This window comes from Deinococcus radiophilus, from assembly GCF_020889625.1.
Lineage (GTDB): Bacteria > Deinococcota > Deinococci > Deinococcales > Deinococcaceae > Deinococcus > Deinococcus radiophilus.
Map to the genome: position 1 here is coordinate 261,587 of NZ_CP086380.1, position 18,776 is coordinate 280,362.

18 protein-coding genes are annotated in these 18,776 nt (G+C 60.6%); 15 read left to right on the forward strand and 3 right to left on the reverse strand.

Annotated features, from left to right (window positions below; translation table 11 throughout):
- The first annotated feature begins 219 nt into the window (after positions 1-219).
- The 6 genes from LMT64_RS01465 (at position 220) to LMT64_RS01490 (ending at position 8,034) form a co-directional block, all read left to right on the forward strand.
- Positions 220-2,109 carry an ABC transporter ATP-binding protein gene (locus LMT64_RS01465; protein ID WP_126352049.1) on the forward strand — a complete coding sequence of 630 codons (1,890 nt, stop codon included), beginning with the start codon at positions 220-222 and terminating at the stop codon, positions 2,107-2,109.
- Positions 2,106-4,016, forward strand: a complete 1,911-nt coding sequence (locus LMT64_RS01470; protein WP_126352048.1) for an ABC transporter ATP-binding protein — start codon at positions 2,106-2,108, stop codon at positions 4,014-4,016. Before LMT64_RS01465 ends, LMT64_RS01470 begins: the two co-directional genes overlap by 4 nt.
- A 205-nt stretch (positions 4,017-4,221) precedes the next feature.
- Positions 4,222-4,605, forward strand: a complete 384-nt coding sequence (gene rpsL / locus LMT64_RS01475; RefSeq protein WP_229253418.1) for a 30S ribosomal protein S12 — start codon at positions 4,222-4,224, stop codon at positions 4,603-4,605.
- 117 nt (positions 4,606-4,722) lie between these two features.
- Positions 4,723-5,199, forward strand: a complete 477-nt coding sequence (gene rpsG / locus LMT64_RS01480; protein WP_126352047.1) for a 30S ribosomal protein S7 — start codon at positions 4,723-4,725, stop codon at positions 5,197-5,199.
- A 155-nt stretch (positions 5,200-5,354) separates the two neighbouring features.
- The gene (gene fusA, locus LMT64_RS01485; RefSeq protein ID WP_126352046.1) at positions 5,355-7,463 is read left to right on the forward strand and encodes an elongation factor G; all 2,109 of its coding nucleotides are present in this window, start codon (positions 5,355-5,357) and stop codon (positions 7,461-7,463) included.
- 139 nt (positions 7,464-7,602) lie between these two features.
- Positions 7,603-8,034, forward strand: coding sequence for a hypothetical protein (locus tag LMT64_RS01490; protein WP_126352045.1), 432 nt, complete (start codon positions 7,603-7,605; stop codon positions 8,032-8,034).
- A 65-nt stretch (positions 8,035-8,099) separates the two neighbouring features.
- On the opposite strand, the gene der is transcribed toward LMT64_RS01490, so the two are convergent.
- On the reverse strand, positions 8,100-9,431 hold the full coding sequence (gene der, locus LMT64_RS01495) for a ribosome biogenesis GTPase Der (RefSeq protein ID WP_126352044.1): 1,332 nt from the start codon (positions 9,429-9,431) through the stop codon (positions 8,100-8,102).
- A gap of 291 nt (positions 9,432-9,722) precedes the next feature.
- Between der and LMT64_RS01500 the strand changes: the two genes are divergently transcribed.
- The 4 genes from LMT64_RS01500 (at position 9,723) to LMT64_RS01515 (ending at position 13,356) form a co-directional block, all read left to right on the forward strand.
- On the forward strand, positions 9,723-10,484 hold the full coding sequence (locus LMT64_RS01500; protein ID WP_170165971.1) for a uroporphyrinogen-III synthase: 762 nt from the start codon (positions 9,723-9,725) through the stop codon (positions 10,482-10,484).
- 210 nt (positions 10,485-10,694) lie between these two features.
- Positions 10,695-11,792, forward strand: coding sequence for a glutamyl-tRNA reductase (gene hemA / locus LMT64_RS01505; protein ID WP_126352042.1), 1,098 nt, complete (start codon positions 10,695-10,697; stop codon positions 11,790-11,792).
- 110 nt (positions 11,793-11,902) lie between these two features.
- Positions 11,903-12,814, forward strand: coding sequence for a CAF17-like 4Fe-4S cluster assembly/insertion protein YgfZ (ygfZ, locus tag LMT64_RS01510; RefSeq protein WP_126352041.1), 912 nt, complete (start codon positions 11,903-11,905; stop codon positions 12,812-12,814).
- Positions 12,815-12,870: 56 nt separating this feature from the next.
- Complete coding sequence (locus LMT64_RS01515) at positions 12,871-13,356, forward strand: hypothetical protein (RefSeq protein ID WP_229253272.1); 486 nt, start codon at positions 12,871-12,873, stop codon at positions 13,354-13,356.
- Positions 13,357-13,490: 134 nt separating this feature from the next.
- Here the strand turns inward: LMT64_RS01515 and LMT64_RS01520 are convergent, their stop codons facing one another.
- Positions 13,491-14,510, reverse strand: a complete 1,020-nt coding sequence (locus LMT64_RS01520) for an ABC transporter permease (RefSeq protein WP_126352039.1) — start codon at positions 14,508-14,510, stop codon at positions 13,491-13,493.
- Positions 14,510-15,550 (reverse strand): ABC transporter permease, encoded by a 1,041-nt coding sequence (locus tag LMT64_RS01525; RefSeq protein ID WP_126352038.1) that lies wholly within the window; start codon positions 15,548-15,550, stop codon positions 14,510-14,512. Before LMT64_RS01525 ends, LMT64_RS01520 begins: the two co-directional genes overlap by 1 nt.
- 597 nt (positions 15,551-16,147) lie before the next feature.
- Here LMT64_RS01525 and LMT64_RS01530 point away from each other — a divergent pair.
- The 5 genes from LMT64_RS01530 to LMT64_RS01550 all read left to right on the forward strand — a co-directional run bounded on the left by LMT64_RS01530 (position 16,148) and on the right by LMT64_RS01550 (position 18,758).
- Positions 16,148-16,504, forward strand: coding sequence for an Asp23/Gls24 family envelope stress response protein (locus LMT64_RS01530; protein WP_229253273.1), 357 nt, complete (start codon positions 16,148-16,150; stop codon positions 16,502-16,504).
- The gene (gene nusB / locus LMT64_RS01535) at positions 16,501-17,031 is read left to right on the forward strand and encodes a transcription antitermination factor NusB (protein ID WP_126352036.1); all 531 of its coding nucleotides are present in this window, start codon (positions 16,501-16,503) and stop codon (positions 17,029-17,031) included. Before LMT64_RS01530 ends, nusB begins: the two co-directional genes overlap by 4 nt.
- A complete protein-coding gene (locus LMT64_RS01540) occupies positions 17,028-17,882 on the forward strand; it encodes a bifunctional 5,10-methylenetetrahydrofolate dehydrogenase/5,10-methenyltetrahydrofolate cyclohydrolase (RefSeq protein ID WP_126352035.1) in 855 nt (284 codons plus the stop codon). Before nusB ends, LMT64_RS01540 begins: the two co-directional genes overlap by 4 nt.
- Positions 17,883-17,948: 66 nt before the next feature.
- Complete coding sequence (locus tag LMT64_RS01545) at positions 17,949-18,125, forward strand: hypothetical protein (RefSeq protein ID WP_229253274.1); 177 nt, start codon at positions 17,949-17,951, stop codon at positions 18,123-18,125.
- Between the two features lie 45 nt (positions 18,126-18,170).
- Positions 18,171-18,758, forward strand: a complete 588-nt coding sequence (locus LMT64_RS01550; protein WP_229253275.1) for a hypothetical protein — start codon at positions 18,171-18,173, stop codon at positions 18,756-18,758.
- Positions 18,759-18,776: the final 18 nt, after the last annotated feature.

Consider the following 18,776-nt stretch of genomic DNA (forward strand, 5'->3'; position numbering starts at 1 on the left):
GGCAGCTTTGCCGTTACACTGAGGAACTTGAGCCACCGCTGAACGGGCTTGATTTTGCGACGTGTAAAGAGCTGTGCAGGGGCTCTGTTTTGATTTCAGTACGACCCGCTGTGACGGCATTTCCAGAGCTGTGGAGTACTGAGCCCACAATGCACAGACAGGCCAGGTGGCTGAGCGGTAAAGGGTCACCAGAGTGACATGAACCGAGAGGGAGCGTAGATGGACCGAAATTGGCAAGCCCTGTGGGCCTATCTTTACCGGCACCGGAGGCAGTACATCATCGGGATCGTGGCAGTGGCCATCGCCAATGCACTGGCGTTGCTGCCGTTTTACTTTATTCGCCTGGTGATTGATGGACTGACGGCCCGCATTGAGGGTGGCAGCGCAGCAGCAATCACGCTGACTCAGATCGGCTGGTATGCCGCTGGTATTGCGATTTCCGCATTGCTCTCAGGGGCGCTGATGCTGGTGATGCGCCGGCAGATTATTGTGGCGTCGCGGGAAATTGAGTACGAGGTCCGGCGTGACCTGTTCGCTCATTTACAGACGCTGGATCAGGCGTACTTTGGCCGTGCCCGCACCGGGGACTTGATGAACCGCCTGACCGGAGATCTGGGATCAGTGCGTGAACTGCTGGGCTTCGGGGCCTGGCAGGTGGTCAACATCGCCGCGTCCTTCGCTACCAGTTTGGCCGTCATGTTCAGCCTCAGCTGGCAGCTCACCCTGGTCGTGTTGGCCCTGCTGCCCATCATCGTGGGGGCACTTTTTGTGCTGGCCCGTATGATTCATGCCCGGCATACCGCTGTGCAGGAGCAAAACAGCCTGATCGCTGCCAAGGCCCAGGAAAACTTCAGTGGGGCGCGGGTGGTCAAAGGCTACGCCATGGAGTCGCGCGAGTTGGAGGACTACCGCGCCATGAACTTGGAGCTGCTGCGCCGCAATATCCAGCTGACCAAGGTGGACGGGCCGCTGCGGTCCTTCACGTCGCTGTTGCTGGGCCTGGCCTTCGGTCTGGTACTGCTGGTGGGTGGACGTCAGATTCTTCAGGGCAGTGGTGAATTTACGGTGGGCATGTTCGTGCAGTTCGTGGGGACGCTGGACCGCCTGGCTTGGCCGATGATGATGGTCGGCTGGATCACATCCGTCAACCAGCGTGGTCTGGCCTCCTGGCGGCGTCTGGTGGAACTGTTCAACGCCCGCCCGGAAGTGGGACGGGTGCCGGACGAGGCCCAGACCTTGCCCGTTCGTGGTGAGCTGGAGCTGAAAGGGGTCAGCTTGCGTTACGGTGATACGGCGGTCCTCAAGGACATCGATCTCCACGTTCCGGCAGGTACATTCCTGGGCATTACTGGGCCGACCGGAAGTGGCAAAACGTCACTGGCGGCCCTGCTGACCCGGTTGGTAGACCCCACCGAGGGCCAAGTGCTGCTGGATGGACGCGATCTGCGGGCCATTCCCACAACTCAGCTGCGTGAAGTGCTGGGTGTCGTACCGCAGGAACCGTTTCTCTTTAGCGATACGCTGGCCAATAACATTACTTTTGGTCTAGAACACGAGCAACTCCCAGTGATTCCTACAGGGGTGAGTGTGCTGGATGTTTCACCGCCACCCGAGCTGCCCCAGAATCCAGATCAGGCGCAGGTGCTCCGTGCCGCCGAGCTGGCTGGTCTAGCAGGTGATGTGGAAGGGTTTCCCGAAGGCTACGGCACACTGCTGGGCGAACGCGGTGTAACCCTCAGTGGTGGGCAACGGCAGCGCACCGCTATTGCCCGCGCCATTGCCCGTGAGCCACGTGTGCTGATTCTGGACGACAGCCTCAGTGCTGTGGACACCGAAACCGAGCGACAGATTATCGATGGTCTGCGCGAAGTCAGTCGGGGCCGCACTGTGATCCTGATCGCGCACCGGATCAGTACCCTGCGCCACGCCGACACCATTGCCGTACTGGATGAGGGCCGCTTGGTTGAGCAGGGCAGCCACGCTGAACTGCTGGCCCTGGGCGGCCATTACGCCGAGTTGGACCGTTTGCAACAACTGAGCAGTGAAATAGAGGAAGACACGGGGCAGGCCACCGCATCTGGCGCTACGCTTGCAGGAGGACGCGCATGACCAAGCCCGAAAGCATCAAGCCAGACAATCAGGACTTGGATCTGGATCTGGTCAAGCGGATCCTGTGTTATGTGCGGCCTTATGGCACGCTGGCGGCGGCGGCCGTGGTGCTGACGCTGCTGCACTCGCTGATTCAGCCCCAGTTTGCCCTGATTCAGCGCGACGCCATTGACAGCTATCTGGTGCCGTTCGAGCTGGACCGTACTCTGGACACCGCAGCCTTGTTTGAAGGCCTGCTGCGGGTGGCCCTGGCCTATATGGGCCTGCGTGTCCTGGACTTCGCCATTCAGTACGGCTCTACCCTGGCGATCGGTTACCTGGGACAGAATGTGCTGCGCGACATTCGCGCCGATGTCTTCGGCAAGTTGCAGCGCCTGCACCTCGCCTACTTTGACCGTAACCCGGTGGGCCGCCTGATCACCCGCGTGACCAGCGACGTGGACGCCATCAACCAGTTCATCACGGGCGGCCTGGTCAGCCTGATCAACTCGGTCTTCCTGATCATTGCCTATGTCTGGATTATGCTGAGTGTCGACTGGCGGCTGAGCCTGATCAGCTTTACGGTATTGCCGCTGATGTACTTTGCCACCAATTTCTTCCGGGGCAAAATGCGTGAGGCCTTCCGCTGGACCCGGCTGGAGCAGGCCGTGGTGAACACCCAGCTGAACGAGAACATCACCGGGGCCATGACCGTGCAGCTGTTCGGACGCGAGGCCCGCTCGGCGCTGGATTTTGACCATGCCAACCGCCGCTTGCTGGCCGCCCATACCAACTCGGTCCACTGGTTCTCGCTGTTCATGCCCACGGTGGCCTTTCTGGGCCAGCTGGCCGTCGCGCTGGTGGTGTACTTCGCCGCCAGTTTCCTGCTGCAAGACCAGGCAGCGGGCGTGGTCGCTGGAGTGACGGTCGGGACCATCTTCGCCTTCGTGCAGTTCACCCAGCAGTTGTTCCAGCCGATTCAGGATCTGGCGGACGTCTTCAACAACTTGCAGGCCGCGATGGCGTCCAGCGAACGTATCTTTGAGGTGCTGGACGAAAAAGAAGAGATCAGTGACAAGCCGGGCGCAGCTGTGCTGGACCCCTTCGAGGGCCGGGTGGACTTTGAGAACGTCTGGTTCGCCTACGACCCGGCGGTTACGGCAGTCACCCCAGAGGACGATTCTCGCTGGATTCTGCGCGGCGTGGATCTGCACATCCAGCCGGGCGAAAGCGTGGCCCTGGTCGGTGCCACTGGCGCCGGCAAAACCAGTGTCACCGCCCTCGTCAGCCGCTTTTACGACGTGCAGCGCGGAGCGGTCAAGGTGGACGGCCATGACGTGCGCGACCTGGCGCAGTACGACCTGCGCCGCCATGTGGGCGTGGTGTTGCAAGACGTGTTTCTGTTTGCCGGAACCATCGCTTCCAACCTGTCGCTGGGCAACCCGGACGTGACCCAGGCGGATATTGAGTCGGCCTGCCGCTATGTCGGCGTGCATGACTACGTCATGAGTTTGCCCGATGGCTATCAAACCGAAGTGCGTGAGCGCGGCGCGGGCCTGAGTACCGGCCAGAAGCAGCTCTTGGCCTTTGCCCGGGCGCTGCTCCAGAATCCAGACATCATCATGGTGCTGGACGAAGCCACCGCTAATGTGGATACCGAAACCGAGCTGCGGATTCAGGCGGCGCTGGAAAAAGTGATGCAGGGCCGCACCTCTATCGTGATCGCCCACCGCCTCAGCACCATTGAAGGTGCCGACCGTATCATCGTGATGCGTCGCGGCAAGATTGTCGAAGAAGGGTCACACCGTGAGCTGCTGGCACGTGGGGGTTACTACTCACGGTTGCAGCAGCTTCAGTACGCCAGCCGTGCCTCAGATGGAAGCGGAGCGCAGGCTCTGCCGGAGGGTACGCAGTCACCCGACAAATAGGGCGCGCCTCGCCCTTGATTCAAGCAGGGGTCAAGCGCTAAACTGCTTCGGTTGAACCTGGGCCAGAAGGGTTGCTCTGTCCACGGTTTCGGCAGCCGCATCACCACCTGGATGCTGACAGGAGAGGAAGGATCCGGCCCAGTGGCTTGGGACCGACCCGCGGAGATGCAGGCACATTCTTTAGCCCCAGATAGGAGTGATTGAACTGCCAACTGTACAGCAGCTTGTCCGTAAGGGCCGCAAAACCGTGGCCAAAAAGACCAAAGTGCCCGCACTGAAGGGAAGCCCCTTCCGCCGTGGCGTGTGCACCGTCGTCAAGACCACCACCCCCAAGAAGCCCAACTCGGCCATGCGTAAGATTGCCCGTGTGCGTCTGAGCAGCGGCTACGAAGTGACCGCTTACATCCCTGGTGAGGGCCACAACCTGCAGGAGCGCTCTGTGGTGCTGATCCGCGGTGGCCGTGTGAAGGACCTTCCCGGTGTGCGTTACCACATCGTGCGCGGCGCGCTGGACACCCAGGGCGTTAAGGACCGTAACCAGGCCCGCAGCAAATACGGCACCAAAAAGCCTAAGGCTGCTGCCAAGTAATCCCGGCTGACGCCCAGGTGAGAAGCACTGCTGTGCTTTCCTGGGCCTCGCCTGTGTCGCTGGCCTGAACTGCCAGCCGCCCCTTTTATCCTGACTTTCCCCAAGGAGGACCCATCCATGTCCCGTCGCCGTAGAGCAGAAGTGCGCCAGCTCCAGCCTGACCTGGTTTACCAGGACGTGCTGGTGAGCGCCATGATCAACCGTCTGATGCAGGACGGTAAGAAGAACCTGGCCAGCCGTATTTTTTACGGAGCCTGCCGTCTGATTCAGGAACGCACCGGCCAAGAGCCGCTCAAGGTCTTCAAAGAAGCCTTTGAGAACGTCAAGCCCCGTGTAGAAGTTCGTAGCCGCCGTGTAGGTGGGAGCACCTACCAGGTACCGGTGGAGTTCGACAAGAACCCCCGCCGCCAGCAGAGCCTGACCCTGCGCTGGATGGTCAACGCTGCGGGCAGCCGCCCTGAGCGCACTGCGATTGAGCGTCTGGCCGGTGAAATCATGGACGCTGCCGAAGGCCGTGGCGGCGCCATGAAGAAAAAAGACGACGTAGAGCGTATGGCTGAAGCTAACCGCGCCTACGCGCACTACCGCTGGTAATTTCCTGCTGACCGGGGCAGGGGAAAATGGCCAGAAGCTGGCTGGGGTCCCTTGCCCCTTGGCATGAAAACCAATAGACCGAGAAACTTCACAGTCACTTCAACGTGCAGCGCGTGACACTCCGTTCACGTCAGGCTGCCAAGATGAGGGAGTTTATGACCACCAAAGCCCAGAATTACTTGCAGAATTTCCGCAACATCGGGATCGCCGCTCACATTGACGCCGGTAAGACCACCACCACCGAGCGTATCCTGTACTACACCGGACGTATTCACCAGATCGGCGAAACCCACGAAGGCGCTTCGCAGATGGACTGGATGGAGCAGGAGCGTGAGCGTGGCATCACCATTACCGCTGCTGCGACCACCGCCGAGTGGACCCGCTCCGGCACCGAAGACAACTACACCATCAACATCATCGATACCCCCGGCCACGTGGATTTCACCATTGAGGTGGAGCGTTCCATGCGTGTGCTGGACGGCGCTGTTGCGGTGTTTGATGCCTCGCAGGGTGTGGAGCCGCAAAGTGAAACGGTGTGGCGTCAGGCGGACCGCTACGGCGTTCCCCGCATCGCTTTCGCCAACAAGATGGACAAGACCGGAGCCAGCTTTGAGCTGGTGATCGGTGACATCAAAGAGCGTCTGGGCGCGATTCCTGCCCCGGTGCAGTACCCTATGGGCGCAGAAAGCGAATTCCAGGGCATCATTGATGTGATTCGCCGCCGGGCTTATTTTTACACCAACGATCTGGGCACCGACATTCGTGAAGAAGATGTGCCTGCCGAGTACGCTGACAAGGTGGAAGAGATGCGCGGCCAGCTGATTGAAGCCGCTGCCGAAGTCGACGAAGAACTGATGCTGATGTACCTCGAAGGTGAAGAGCCGAGCGAGGAGCAGTTGGTGGCTGCCCTGCGTAAAGGTACGGTCGAAAAGCAGATCTTCCCCGTGCTGTGCGGCAGCTCGCTGAAGAACAAAGGCGTGCAGCTGCTGCTGGACGCCGTGGTTGACTTCTTGCCCAACCCGCTGGAAGTTCCGGCGATCAAGGGCGTCGTGGTAGGAACCGAAGAGCAGGAAACCCCCGACACCAAAGAGTTCCCTGCAGATCCCGAAGGCCCTCTGGCTGCGCTGGCATTCAAGATTATGGCCGACCCCTACGTGGGCCGCCTGACCTTTGTGCGTGTGTACTCGGGCACCATGACCTCGGGCAGCTACATCTACAACGCCTCCAAGGGCAAGCGCGAGCGCGTGGGCCGTCTGCTGAAGATGCACGCCAACAGCCGTGAAGAAGTGCAGACCCTCAAAGCCGGTGAACTGGGCGCCGTCATCGGCCTCAAGGACTCCGGTACCGGTAACACCTTGATCGGTGACGGTGACCAAGAAGTGCTGCTGGAAAGCATTGATGTACCGGAAGCCGTGATCAAGCTGGCCATTGAACCCAAGACCAAGGCCGACCAGGAGAAAATGGGCCTGGGCCTGAGCAAGCTGGCCGAAGAAGACCCCACCTTCCGTGTGGAAACCGACGCCGAAAGCGGCCAGACCACCATCGCTGGCATGGGTGAGTTGCACTTGGAAATTCTGGTGGACCGCCTCAAGCGCGAGTTCAAGGTCGAAGCCAACGTGGGTGCGCCTCAGGTGGCCTACCGCGAGACCATCACCAAAGCGGTGGAAGTGGACTCCAAATTTGCCCGTCAGTCGGGTGGACGCGGTCAGTACGGCCACGTGAAGCTCAAGGCCGAGCCGCTGCAACCCGGCGAAGGCTTTATCTTCGAGAACGCTGTGGTCGGCGGCACCGTGCCCCGCGAATACATCGCGCCTGCCCAGAAGGGCATCGAGGAAGCCATGCAGAGCGGCCCCATGCTGGGCTTCCCAGTAGTGGACCTCAAAGTCACCTTGTACGACGGTTCGTACCACGAAGTGGACTCCTCGGAAATGGCATTCAAGATCGCCGGTTCGATGGGTCTGAAAGAGGCCGTCCAAAAAGGTGCGCCCGCCATCCTGGAACCGATCATGCGCGTCGAAGTGACCGTGCCTGAGGAGTACATGGGCGACATCATCGGTGACCTGAACAGCCGCCGTGGTCAGGTGCAGGGCATGGAAGCCCGTGGCAATGCCCAGCTGGTTAAGGCCTTTGTGCCGCTGAGCGAAATGTTCGGTTATGCGACCGACATGCGCTCCATGACCCAGGGCCGCGCCAACTACTCGATGTTCTTCGATCACTACAACCAGGTTCCCAACAACCTGGCTCAGGAACTGATCAAGAAGTAAGATCTAACCTCAGCCTCGTCTGAGTATGAAACCGCCCTTCCACTGTGGGGGCGGTTTTTTTTCTGTGGCTGGAGGGATGTACCGACTTCTGTCATGTCTGGCACGCCTTCAGATGTTCTTGGCGCGTACACTGGAGGCAATGACCATGCCAGAGACCTCTCCCTCCCTCCAACCACAGCGTCCGGTTCCTGAACAGCTGAAGTGGCTCACCATTCCCTTATTGGTTGAGCTGATCAGCAATGCGATTGCATTATTGCTTTTGCCCTTCACGCAGGAGCAATTGGTATCAAGGGTTCAAGCAACCCTGACCGAGATGGGCATGACCGATATTCAGCTGACGCCACAGCTGCTCCAAAGTACCCTCTGGACGACCTTCTTCATGCTGATGGCTTTGACCCTACTGCTGTATTACGTCCGTGAGGGAGTTAAGGCTGGTAAAGGTTGGGCCTGGGTCATGACCCTGCTGGTTGCAGTGTTCTCACTGTTCAATGTGCCCTTCGGGCCGATCATCAGTCTGGCGCTGTTTTACGGAGCTTTCCGACCAGAGGTGCGGGCGTACTTCGGGCGCTGAGATAGGCACTGAAAAGGCACGGCCTGGAATTCCAGCAGCCGTGCCTTTGAAGTTGAGCTTCTGAACTACTCTTCCGCCGCCTGACTCTTGCGGCCCTGGCCCTTTTTATAGGGGCCTTTTTCTTTCCACTTCAGACGCACGGGAATCCCCGCCAGGTCCAGATCGTCGCGAATGCGGTTCTGGATAAAGCCCTCGTACGAGCGGGTGACATAATCGGCCCGGTTGCAGAAAATGGCGAAGGTTGGCGGCGCGGTTTCCACCTGGGTCATGAAGTACATCTTCAGCGGACGCCCACCAAAGTTGGGCACGCTGTGCTTGATCTGCCAGATTTCCAGCCAGCGGTTCAGCTCGGCGGTCGGGACGCGGGACTGCCACTTGTCATACAGCTTCATGGCCTCGGCCAGCATGTCGTGGATGCCATAGTCGTTGATCGCGCTGGTATAGACGCGCGGCGCGTAGGCGATGTGGAACAGCTTCTGGTCCAGATCCTTTTCGGTGCGTTTCAGTTCCTCATCCGGCACCAGATCCCACTTGTTCACCACGACGATCACGGGTTTGCCGCTCTCGTAGGCCAGGTTGGCCAGCTTCAGCTCATGGTCGCCCAGTTCGTCGGCGTTCAGCACCAGCCAGATCAGGTCGCTGCGTTCAATGGCGGCCTGCGAGCGCTGAATGGCGAAGTCCTCAATGGCGGTGTCGGGCTTTTTGCGGATGCCGGCGGTGTCCACCAGCACGAAGCGCTGTCCGCCATAATCCCATTCCACGTCCAGGCTGTCGCGGGTGGTGCCCGGCTGATCCGCCACGATGGCGCGGTCCGACTGGGTGATGGCGTTCAGCAGGCTGGATTTGCCCACATTGGGCCGCCCGATCAGCGAGATGCGGATTGGCGCGATTTCGGAGATGTCTTCGTCGTCTTCGGGCAGGTGCGGCAGCACACGGTCCATCAGGTCATCCAGACCACGGGCGTGCTCAGCGCTGATGGCGATAGGTTCGCCAAAGCCCAGGCCCCACAGTTCAGCCAGGTACGGCTCGTGCTTGGGAGAATCGATTTTGTTGGCGGCAATAACCACTGGCTTCCCCAGGCGGCGCAGCCACTCGGCGACTTCATAGTCGGCGGCGCTCAGGCCATCGCGGGGATCCAGCACAAAAATCACCGCATCCGCGCCTTCCATGGCCCATTCGGCCTTCTCACGGATGGCCTGCTCCCACTCGTCGCCGCTCCACAGCCCCCCGGTGTCTACCAGGGTGATGCGGTGGTTGTGATACAGCAAGGTGCCTTCCTTGGCGTCACGGGTCACGCCAGGAAAGTCGGCCACCACGGCCTCACGCCGCCCGATCAGACGGTTGAACAAACTGGACTTGCCTACATTGGGCCGTCCGACAATCGCTACTTTATGCATAGACGCTCCTTTCGGTGCCGAAGCGGCTGGGCGTCTAGAGCCAGCCGTTTCGCCGCTTGGGCCTGCCGGTCGCTCCTCGGGGGCACCGGCAGGTCAGAATCTTTGGTTGGTGCCTGGTCTGTTGGGACCAAGCCTCTTGTCATGCCCGGCCTGACTGGTTTCGTCTGCGACCTGGCCTGGGCAGTTTTCACTATAGACGGGAGACGGCAAAGGGCCGTGAGAGGTTGCTTGGGTATATTCCCCGAGCTTGTTGATGCCTCCTCAGCGCGTAGATGCGAGATACTGAACGGCATGTTGCCGCCGGACCATGCCGACGTGTTGCCGCCTGTGTCAGGGGGGCGTCCCCTACGGGTCGTTATTACGCTGACAGGGCGGGGCGGGCAAGAGGCGCTGCGATTGGCAAGGCAGGCGGGGTGGCACGCGTCACTGTGGCCGGGACTGACCTTTGAGCCGACGGGCGAGGGGGGTGACCGAGCATTACTGCGTCTAGGAGATATGGATTGGCTCCTGCTGACCAGTCCACAGGGGACGAGAAGTTTCCAGTCTAGGCTGGAGCGACTGGGCCTTGGTCCAGAGCATCTTGCTGGTGTACAGGTGGCCGCAGTGGGGGAGGGGACAGCGCTGGGATTGTCACAGTGGGGTCGCCGCGCCGACTTTGTGCCCAGCCGTGCCGATGCCCAGGCATTGGCTGCCGAGTTGCCTGCCTTGCCTGGTCAAGTGGCACTGCATGTGACGGGAGAGGCCAGTTCAGATGTCTTAGAGCGTGGATTGCAGGAGCGCGGTGTCGTCTACCGCCGGTTGAACCTGTACCGTACGCGGCCCATATCCTATTCCCCCCAGGCCATTCATGACTTGCGGGCAGCAGATTGGATTCTGCTGGCTTCTGGGGTGGCGGCCCAGGGCGTGGCACAGCAAGTCGGAACCGGATTGCGCGTGGTGGCGATGGGAGAGCAGACCGCTCAGGCGGCGCGTCAGGCAGGATTCACTGAGGTGAGAGTGGCCGCACAGCCGACGCTGACCGCACTGCTGGCTGCTCTTCCAGCAATTGGATGAGCTGCAGTGCTGGGTGGCCGACAGAGAAATCTCTGTCCAGATCGCTGTCTGACCGTTCGGTCTGGGACTCTCGCCCCAGTTGCTTGCGTTATGCTGGACCGCAGACGCGACCTGAGCCTTTCAGGCGCACCCCATCTCCTTGCTCCGAAGACCTTCCCTGTTGGTCCCCTTCTCTGATCAAGTTCACCACCGTCTCTCTGGAGGAAATGAGTGCTCCTGTCCTGCCCCACGGCCCAAACCTTGCTGCAAACTGCCGCCAGTCAACCTCGCCCGCTGGATTTCACCGTGGTGGGCCTCAATCATCACACGGCTCCGGTGTCGGTGCGGGAACAGGCTGCGGTGCCTGTGCAGGGTGCCCAGGTGCTGTATGGCGTGCTGCGAGAATATGCGGATGAGGTTATGGTGGTCGCCACCTGCAACCGGACCGAGGTGTATCTGGCCGGAGTCAGTGGCCGGGCAGAGCAGGCCTTCAATCAGGCTTTCCGCGGCGAATTCTCAGAGCATCTGTATGTGCATGAGAGCCGCCGGGCGGTACAGCACCTTTACCGGGTGGTGGCGGGCCTAGACAGTCAGGTGGTGGGGGAAACCCAGATTCAGGGACAGGTCAAGCGGGCGCTGGCTGAAGCTGGTGAATACGGCACGACTGGGAAGACACTCAATAAGGTGGTGCAGGGCGCACTGGCTTCAGGCAAGCGGGTGCGCACCGAGACTGGTCTCAGTGACCGTGTGGTGAGTGTGTCCAGCGCTGCGGTGGAGCTGGCCCGCGAGGTCCTGGGCGACTTGACCGGCCTTACGGCCCTGATCTTGGGAGCAGGTGAGACGGCTGAGCTGACCATGACCCACCTCAAGGCCGCAGGGGTCAGTGATGTCCTGGTGGTGAACCGCACTGAGGAGCGGGCGCGTTCCCTGGCGGACCGACTGGGCGGGCGCACTTGTCCCTATCAAGAGTTGCAGCGCGCCCTTCCGCAAGCGGATGTGGTCATTGCGTCGGCGGCGGCTCCGCACTGGGTCGTTCAGGGTTCAGACGCGGCTCAGGCCCTGGCACAGCGGAGCGGACGGCCTCTGTTTTTCTTTGATATCAGCCTGCCGCGCATTCTGGCCCCCGATATTGCTGAGGTTCCAGGAGCCTACCTGTATAACCTGGATGATCTGAATGGCATCGTGCAGCGGAACTTGCGCCTGCGGCACTCTGCTCTGCCCCAGGCCGAGGCCATCATTCGCGAGGCTGCGGCAGACCTGATGCGCTGGCACCTGACGCGTGAGGCCCAGACCCGCCGTCAGGTTTCTGCCGCCATGCTGGCGGGCTGAATGGCTCTTTTCTGTTCTGTCGTGCTCAAGTGAAAAAGAGGAAAAAGGGCGGAAGTAGGAGTGTGGCTCTCCCGCTTTCGCAGTCTGGAGAACTGCTCTAGGCTGGAGCCATGACCGTTTATTTCACGCCGCTGCCGTCGTCTTCTCTGCGGGTGACGGGGGCAGACCGCACCGACTTCTTGCAGGGGCAGATGACCAATGACATTCGCAGCTGTCCGGCGCCGGGCATGGTGCCCGCCTGCTTTCTGAATGTGCGTGGCCAGATTGAGCATTTTGCGCGGATCTATCGCCGGAAGGATGATCTCTATCTGCACCTTGATGCCGGAGAAGCTGCCCAATTGGCGGCCCGACTGCGTAAATACATCATTTTCGATCAGGTAGAAGTCCATGACCTGAGTGATCAGCTGGCCACACTGCATCTCTGGGGCGATGGGCCCGCTGACCTGCCCGGCTGGCCTGATCCGCAGGCGGTCCCGGCTGGCGGGGCCTGGGAAGTTCAATTGGATCATGCTCAGGTGTTGCTGGGTGCGGTCAACCGCACTGGGGTCATGGGGCTGGACTTGCATTACCTGACGGCACAGCAAGAAGAGGTGCTGGCGTGGTTGGCAGAGCATTTGGCTCCCCAGGCACTCCCCTGGGAGGAGTTGCAGGCGCAGCGCATCCAGGCTGGCCTGCCTGAGCCTGCGCTGGACGCTTTTGCAGGTCTATTGCTCCAAGAAGTCGGCCTGGATCTGGATGGTCCCCTGCCCGCGATCAGCTACCGTAAGGGCTGCTATGTCGGCCAGGAGATTATGGCCCGGCTGGAGGCGCGTGGAAAGCCTCGCTACGGCTTGGCCCAGTTGCAAGTGGCCGCAGGAACACTGGCAGGCAGTGAGGTGCTGGCCGGAAGCAAAGTGGTTGGGCAGACTGGGCTGGCAGCCGGTGGCTTGGCCCTGGCCCGGCTGCGTTTGGATCTGCCAGCTGATGCACCGCTAGAGGTGGCTGGGCAGTCAGTCCAGCGGGTGCAGGGAGTTCAGCCTTGACCCAGCCGCCCAGCGGCCCTGTCATGCTTCCCTGGTTAAAGCCACTTCTTGAGGCCATGCAGAGCGCACAGCCCCAGGTCCAGCTCCGGGGGATGCGCCAGGGGTATAACTTGGCCTTTGGATTGACGGCAACTCTAGGCCTGTTGCTGGGCCTGCTGGGCTGGTGGTTGGGTCCGGTGCAGTTCAGTGGTGAGTTGGGGCTGTGGTTGCTGCTCCTGGCTGCAGTGCTGGCGGGTCTGGTGATCTGGCTGACCGGCCGTACTTTGCGCAGTCAACTCAATCAGTCCAGGACTCCCCATGAGCAACGCACAGCTCTCCTCGGTGCTGGCCTGGGGCTGGCGACTGCTCCGGCCATCCCCTGGCTTCTGGGGTGCGCTGTTGTCAGTCATCTGCCGCTGGCCCTCAGCTTTGCAGCAAGCGCAGGGGTGTTCTACGGGTTGGGTTGGTGGCTGTTGGGCCGTTGGCAAGCGGCAGCATCTGACAAAATCCTTGAAGTGCTTCAGTCCGGTTCATCTCCTGAAGCAGGAGAACAAAACGACTGATGGCCTGAAGAGAAGTCTAGAGTGATGAAGATAAGTTTCTCCGGTGCTGATAATAACCAACCAGATAGCCGGACAAGAAAAAGCCCCCAGCAGTGGGGGCCTGTTGCTTTGACTGACAGATGCCAGCGGTATGGTTAGCGGGTGCGCGGGTCGAAAGCGTCGCGCAGCGCGTCACCAAATAGGTTGAAGGCCAAGCTGAAGATCACGATGAAAGCAGCAGGGTACATCAGCACGTACCAGAACTCAGGCTTGAGCCAGGGGCGGGAGAAGTTGATCATCTGGCCCCACTCGGTGTAGCCCGTTGGATAGCCCAAGCCCAGGAAGGACAGCGCGGCAATGCCCAGGGGCACGGTAGCCAGGTCCATTACGGCCAGGGTCAGCAGGGTGGCCAGGCTGTTCGGAACCACGTGTTTGAAGATCAACCGGGCGTCACTGCCGCCCAGAGCGCGGGCAGCGTCTACAAATTCCAGGCGACGGGTCTTGAGCACGTCGGCACGCACATAGGTGGAATAGCCTGCCCAGCCCAGCAGCGTATACGCGAGGATAATCGGGATGGTCGGATCACCACCAGGATTGTTGGCCCGCAAAATGGTGAGAATCACGATGGTAAAGATCAGACCCGGCATGGCGAAAATGACGTCAATCAGCCGCTGAATCACGTTGTCCACCCAACCGCCAAAGAAGCCGGAAATGGCTCCGATGATGATGCCGAGAATCACGTTGATGCCCACAATGATAAACGCCAACTTGAACACCAGGCGGGTGCCCCAGATCATGCCGTGAAAGATGTTGTAGCCGCCGACAGTTCCGAACGGTGCCTCAGCCGTGGGCGGCGTAGGAGCCTGCGCGAAACTGATGCGCTGCGTTTGATAGCAGGTCCGTGGTGGCGCGAACATGGCTTTCCACATGACCGGGCTGGCTGGGTTATAGATCTGGCTTTCCTCGGTCATGCCCAGGTCGCGGGCGCAGTTGAACTTGGGTGGCGCAATCATGGGAGCGAACAGGCCGATCAGACCGAACAGCAGTGTAATGATCAGACCGACCACCGCCAGCTTGTTGCGGCGCAGCTTGCGCATGGGTTTGCCCTGCCAGAATTCCTGAAAGCGGGACTTTTTCTTGGGAACGATTACATCATGGGGTGTAGCAGTGGTCATCAGTCATACCTCACGCGGGGGTCAACGACAGCAAAGCCGATATCGATCAGGGTACGCAGGACCACCACTACCAGTGCCACAAACAGCGAGTAGCCCAGTACGGCAGGAATGTCCATCTGTGAGGCTGAGGTCAGCAACCAAGAACCAATGCCTGGATAGGCGAAGATGGATTCAGTGATCAGTGAACCGGTCAGCAGACCAATCAGGATAAAGCCGCCGGAGTTGATGATCGGAATCAGGGCGTTCCGGCGAGCGTGCTTGTTGTTTACCACTCGCTCGGAAAGACCTTTGGCACGGGCGGTCCGTACAAAATCACTGGTGAGGGTTTCAAGCATGCTGTTCCGCATCAGCTTGACAATGCTGGCTGTAATCACCAACGAGAGGGTAATGACTGGGAGCACCAAGTGTGCCAGAACATCGCGGGCAATGCCCCACTGACCGTTCAGCATGGCGTCAATGCTCAGCATGCCGGTATAAGACTGGAACTCGCCGGCTGCACGCAGCTGGTCTAGCAGGAGGCGGTTTTCGACCACCAGCTGACCAGGACCAGGGGCCCAGCCCAGATAGCCGTAGAACACGGCCAGCAGAACAATACCCAGCACGAAGGCAGGGACCGAGAAGGCCAGCACGGCCAGCACCCGGATGATCTGATCAATCAGACCGTCTTTTCTCAGGGCCGAAAGCGTACCCAGCCAGACCCCCAGCACAATGATAGGAATAAAGGCATAGAGGGTCAGCTCAACAGTGTTGGGCAGACGGTTCATAATGGCTTCTACTACCGGTTCACCGACGGCCTTGGAAAAGCCCAGATCGCCTTTGAGGGCACTTTCAAGCCAGTTCCAGTACTGCACGAAAAAAGGTTGATCCAGACCGCGTTCACGGATGATCTCATCAATGCGCCGGGCCATCTGCTCGTTACGTACATAAAACGATGCGCGCTGTTGCGGGGTGAGCAACATGGTCAGCCCCAGCACCAGCATGGAAAGCACCAGCATGATCAGCGGGATCTGGAGCAGACGCTTGACAATCAGGTTGAACATTTCAGCTCCTAGAGGGGGGGGAGGGCTGAAGCTATTTTCAGCCGGGAGGAGAGACAAGCCGCAGAGGCGGACACTGTCGGCGGAAGAAAAGAGAAGACCAGGCTTCCCCTTGGGGTCCCATGAGAGAACACCCTATTCAGTGAAGTACTGAGTTGGTTGGGCTTTAGCATACTCTACCCAACAAGCTGTATTTCCCCACAAAAGTGTGCCTGATATGGAAGCCGTACTCTGGGGGAACTTCAAGGGAGAGACCGGGTCCAGGGCAAGCTTTATGCCACGTAAGGAATCCGATAGTAGAGAAGGCCGAAGCTGAGAAAATCACTGACCTGGCCACAATACAACAATATGAAAACTGGGTAAATATGCAGTCCAGTTATTGAGGTGGTTGCCTGCGTTCCTCAGTGGTGGTCCACCATTCTTTAGAGCGCTGAACGTGACATAGTCTTCAAAAGAGTTGAGCACTAGGGACGGCTGGCCCGTCTGCTGGCAACTGTGAGCAGCGTAATTATTCCTGCGGCATCTGGAGTTGGCAAGCTGCCCCGGTCAGTACAGCCCCGGACAAGAGCAGCTGCCAGATAACGATAAGATGACAGCTGTATGGAACTGAACATCGGCAAGAACGTGATGCGGGACATCGTGACCGCTGCGGTGGAGGACATTGAAGGTGTCCACATCGCGCCTGCCCCTAGTCCGGTGGGCGAGGTCCTCAAGGAATCCGAGTCTGCCCGGCTGCCCCAGGCCCTCCGTCTTACGGAGACGAGTCAGGGGCTGAGTGTAGAACTGGGACTGAACGTGGATTACGGCCGGAACCTGCTGGACCTGGCCGGACGTACCCAGGCTTCGGTGGCCGAAAATCTGGCCCTGATGTGTGGCTGCGAGGTTCAGGCTGTAAATGTGGCTGTGCTGGGCGTCTCGCTGCCCGCCGCCTCTGGCCCCAGCGGAGCAGGCTCTTGACCCGCCGCCGTGACCGTGCCGCCGTGCCGAGCAGCAGCCGCCGAGCCGCCCGCGAGTTTGCTTTCCGTGCACTGTTCGAGTCCGAGCGCGGCGAGCTGCCGCTGGAGCAGGTGTTTATGCGAACGGCGGCGCAGATGCATGAGGGCGACGACACCCTGACCCCACTGACTCCCGATGGTATCGCCTTTGCCCGTTCACTGGCCGAAGGGCTGGATATGCACTGGGACGAGGTGCAAAGCGTCCTGCACCGGACCATTCGCGGCTGGAGCTTTGAGCAGATGGCGCAGACGGACCTGAACATCCTGCGCCTGGCCACCTTCGAGATGATGTTCACCGAGGAGCCGCATCCGCCCGTCATCGAGAGTGCGGTGCGGATCGCCCGCAAGTTCGGTGGTGAGGATTCGGGGCGCTTTGTGAACGGCGTGCTGGGTACGCTCAGCCGCACTCTGGCCGATGACGCCCGCGCAGCCGATGCTCAGGGGCCGCAGGCAACCATTGATAGGCCTGTCAGCGAGGAACCTGAATGACTGCCGCCAACCTGGCCGGAAAACCTGTGGCGGAGGCGCTGCTGGCCGAGGTGGCGCAGCGTGCTCAAGCTCTGCCGCACCCGCCTCGGCTGGCTCTGATCCGATTGGGCGAAGACCCCGCCAGCGTCAGCTATGTCCGTTCCAAGGACAAGAAGGCGGGTGAAGTAGGGATACAGAGCGAAGTCCACGCCCTGCCTGAAGACACGACCCAAGAAGAGTTGCTGTCGCTCATTGCACGCCTGAACGCCGAGGGGAGCGTACACGGCATCCTGGTGCAGCTGCCGCTGCCGGCGCACATCGATGAAGCTCCGGTGCTGCTGGCGGTGGACCCGGCCAAGGACGTGGACGGGTTCCACCCCTACAACGTGGCGCAGATGTGGGCTGGACACGCCCAACTGAACCCCTGCACGCCACGCGGCATCCTGGAAATCCTGGACTTTTATGGCGTGGATGTGGCGGGCAAACGTGCCGTGGTCGTGGGCCGCAGCGAAATCGTGGGCCGGCCGATGGCCGCCATGCTGCTGGGCCGTGACGCCACCGTGACCATCGCCCACAGCCGTACCGCCGACCTGGGTGCCGTCACCCGCGAGGCCGACATCCTGGTGGTGGCGGTGGGCCGCCCGCAGTTCATCACACCTGAGATGGTGAAGCCGGGGGCCACCGTGATCGATGTGGGTATCAACCGCATTGACGTAGGCGGCAAGGGCAAGATCGTGGGCGACGTTCACCCAGATGTGGCCGAGGTCGCGGGTGGCCTGACCCCGGTGCCCGGCGGCGTGGGCCTGCTGACCGTGGCGCAGCTGATGGCGAATACGGTGACGGCGGCGGAGTTGCAAGCAGCCGAACGCTGAAACTCGCCGTTTCGGTCCAGGCCCCGGCTGCCCGCTGGGGCTTTCGCCTGGCGCGTAAGCTGGGGCATGGGAAGACGTGAACGCTTCGCGCAGTACCAGTGGGCTGCGTGGCCGGACGAGTCGCTCCTGGCCGAGCTGGGCAAGTTGCAGGGGATGGTGTTTGTACGCCGCGTGGAGCAGAATTTATTGGCCGAGCCTGCCTTGGTCGTGGAGATCGCCGACGAATATTTTCAGACGGCGTAGGTGGCCGAAGACGGAACTTGGCCGCATCCAGCCAAACATAACCGCGTGCTGAGGCTGAGCTGGGAGAACTGGTTAGAGGAGCATAACGGCGGTCTGAGTAAAGGCGGCTACACCATCTCGCACACTAATCAGATTTTCGCTGTAGAGACGTACCTTGAGGAATATTCTGGGCCTTACGGCGACGCCTACAGTTGGCTGCCTGACACGCCTCACCGCTTTCTACATGAACTGGTGAATGACCCTAATCCCTGGATCACAGAGCTGCTGGAAGACAACCCCCGCTTTGGTGTTTTTCCGACCTCCAGTGTCGGTGGGCCTGTACAGGTGCACCCCGACACCTGGGAACAGAACAAAAGGCACTGGGAACCGCCGACGGGCCGCTATCATGCACCCCAGTGGCAGGGCAGCCTGTCGGACGCAGCCTTTTTCTGGAGTGGTGCAGAGGAACCCACGCCTGAGGAGTGGGCCGAAGCGCAGCGGCAAATCGAAGAGAACAAGCGTCAGCAGGCCGAACTGGAACGCTCCCGCCCGCGCTACCGTCACCTGTTCATCGCCTCCGAATCGGTGATGGTGGAGATTCTCTGCGAGGGTCTGCCGCGCTGGGAATGGGTGGAGGTATCCCAGGACGCCTGAGCGCACGCCGTACACTGG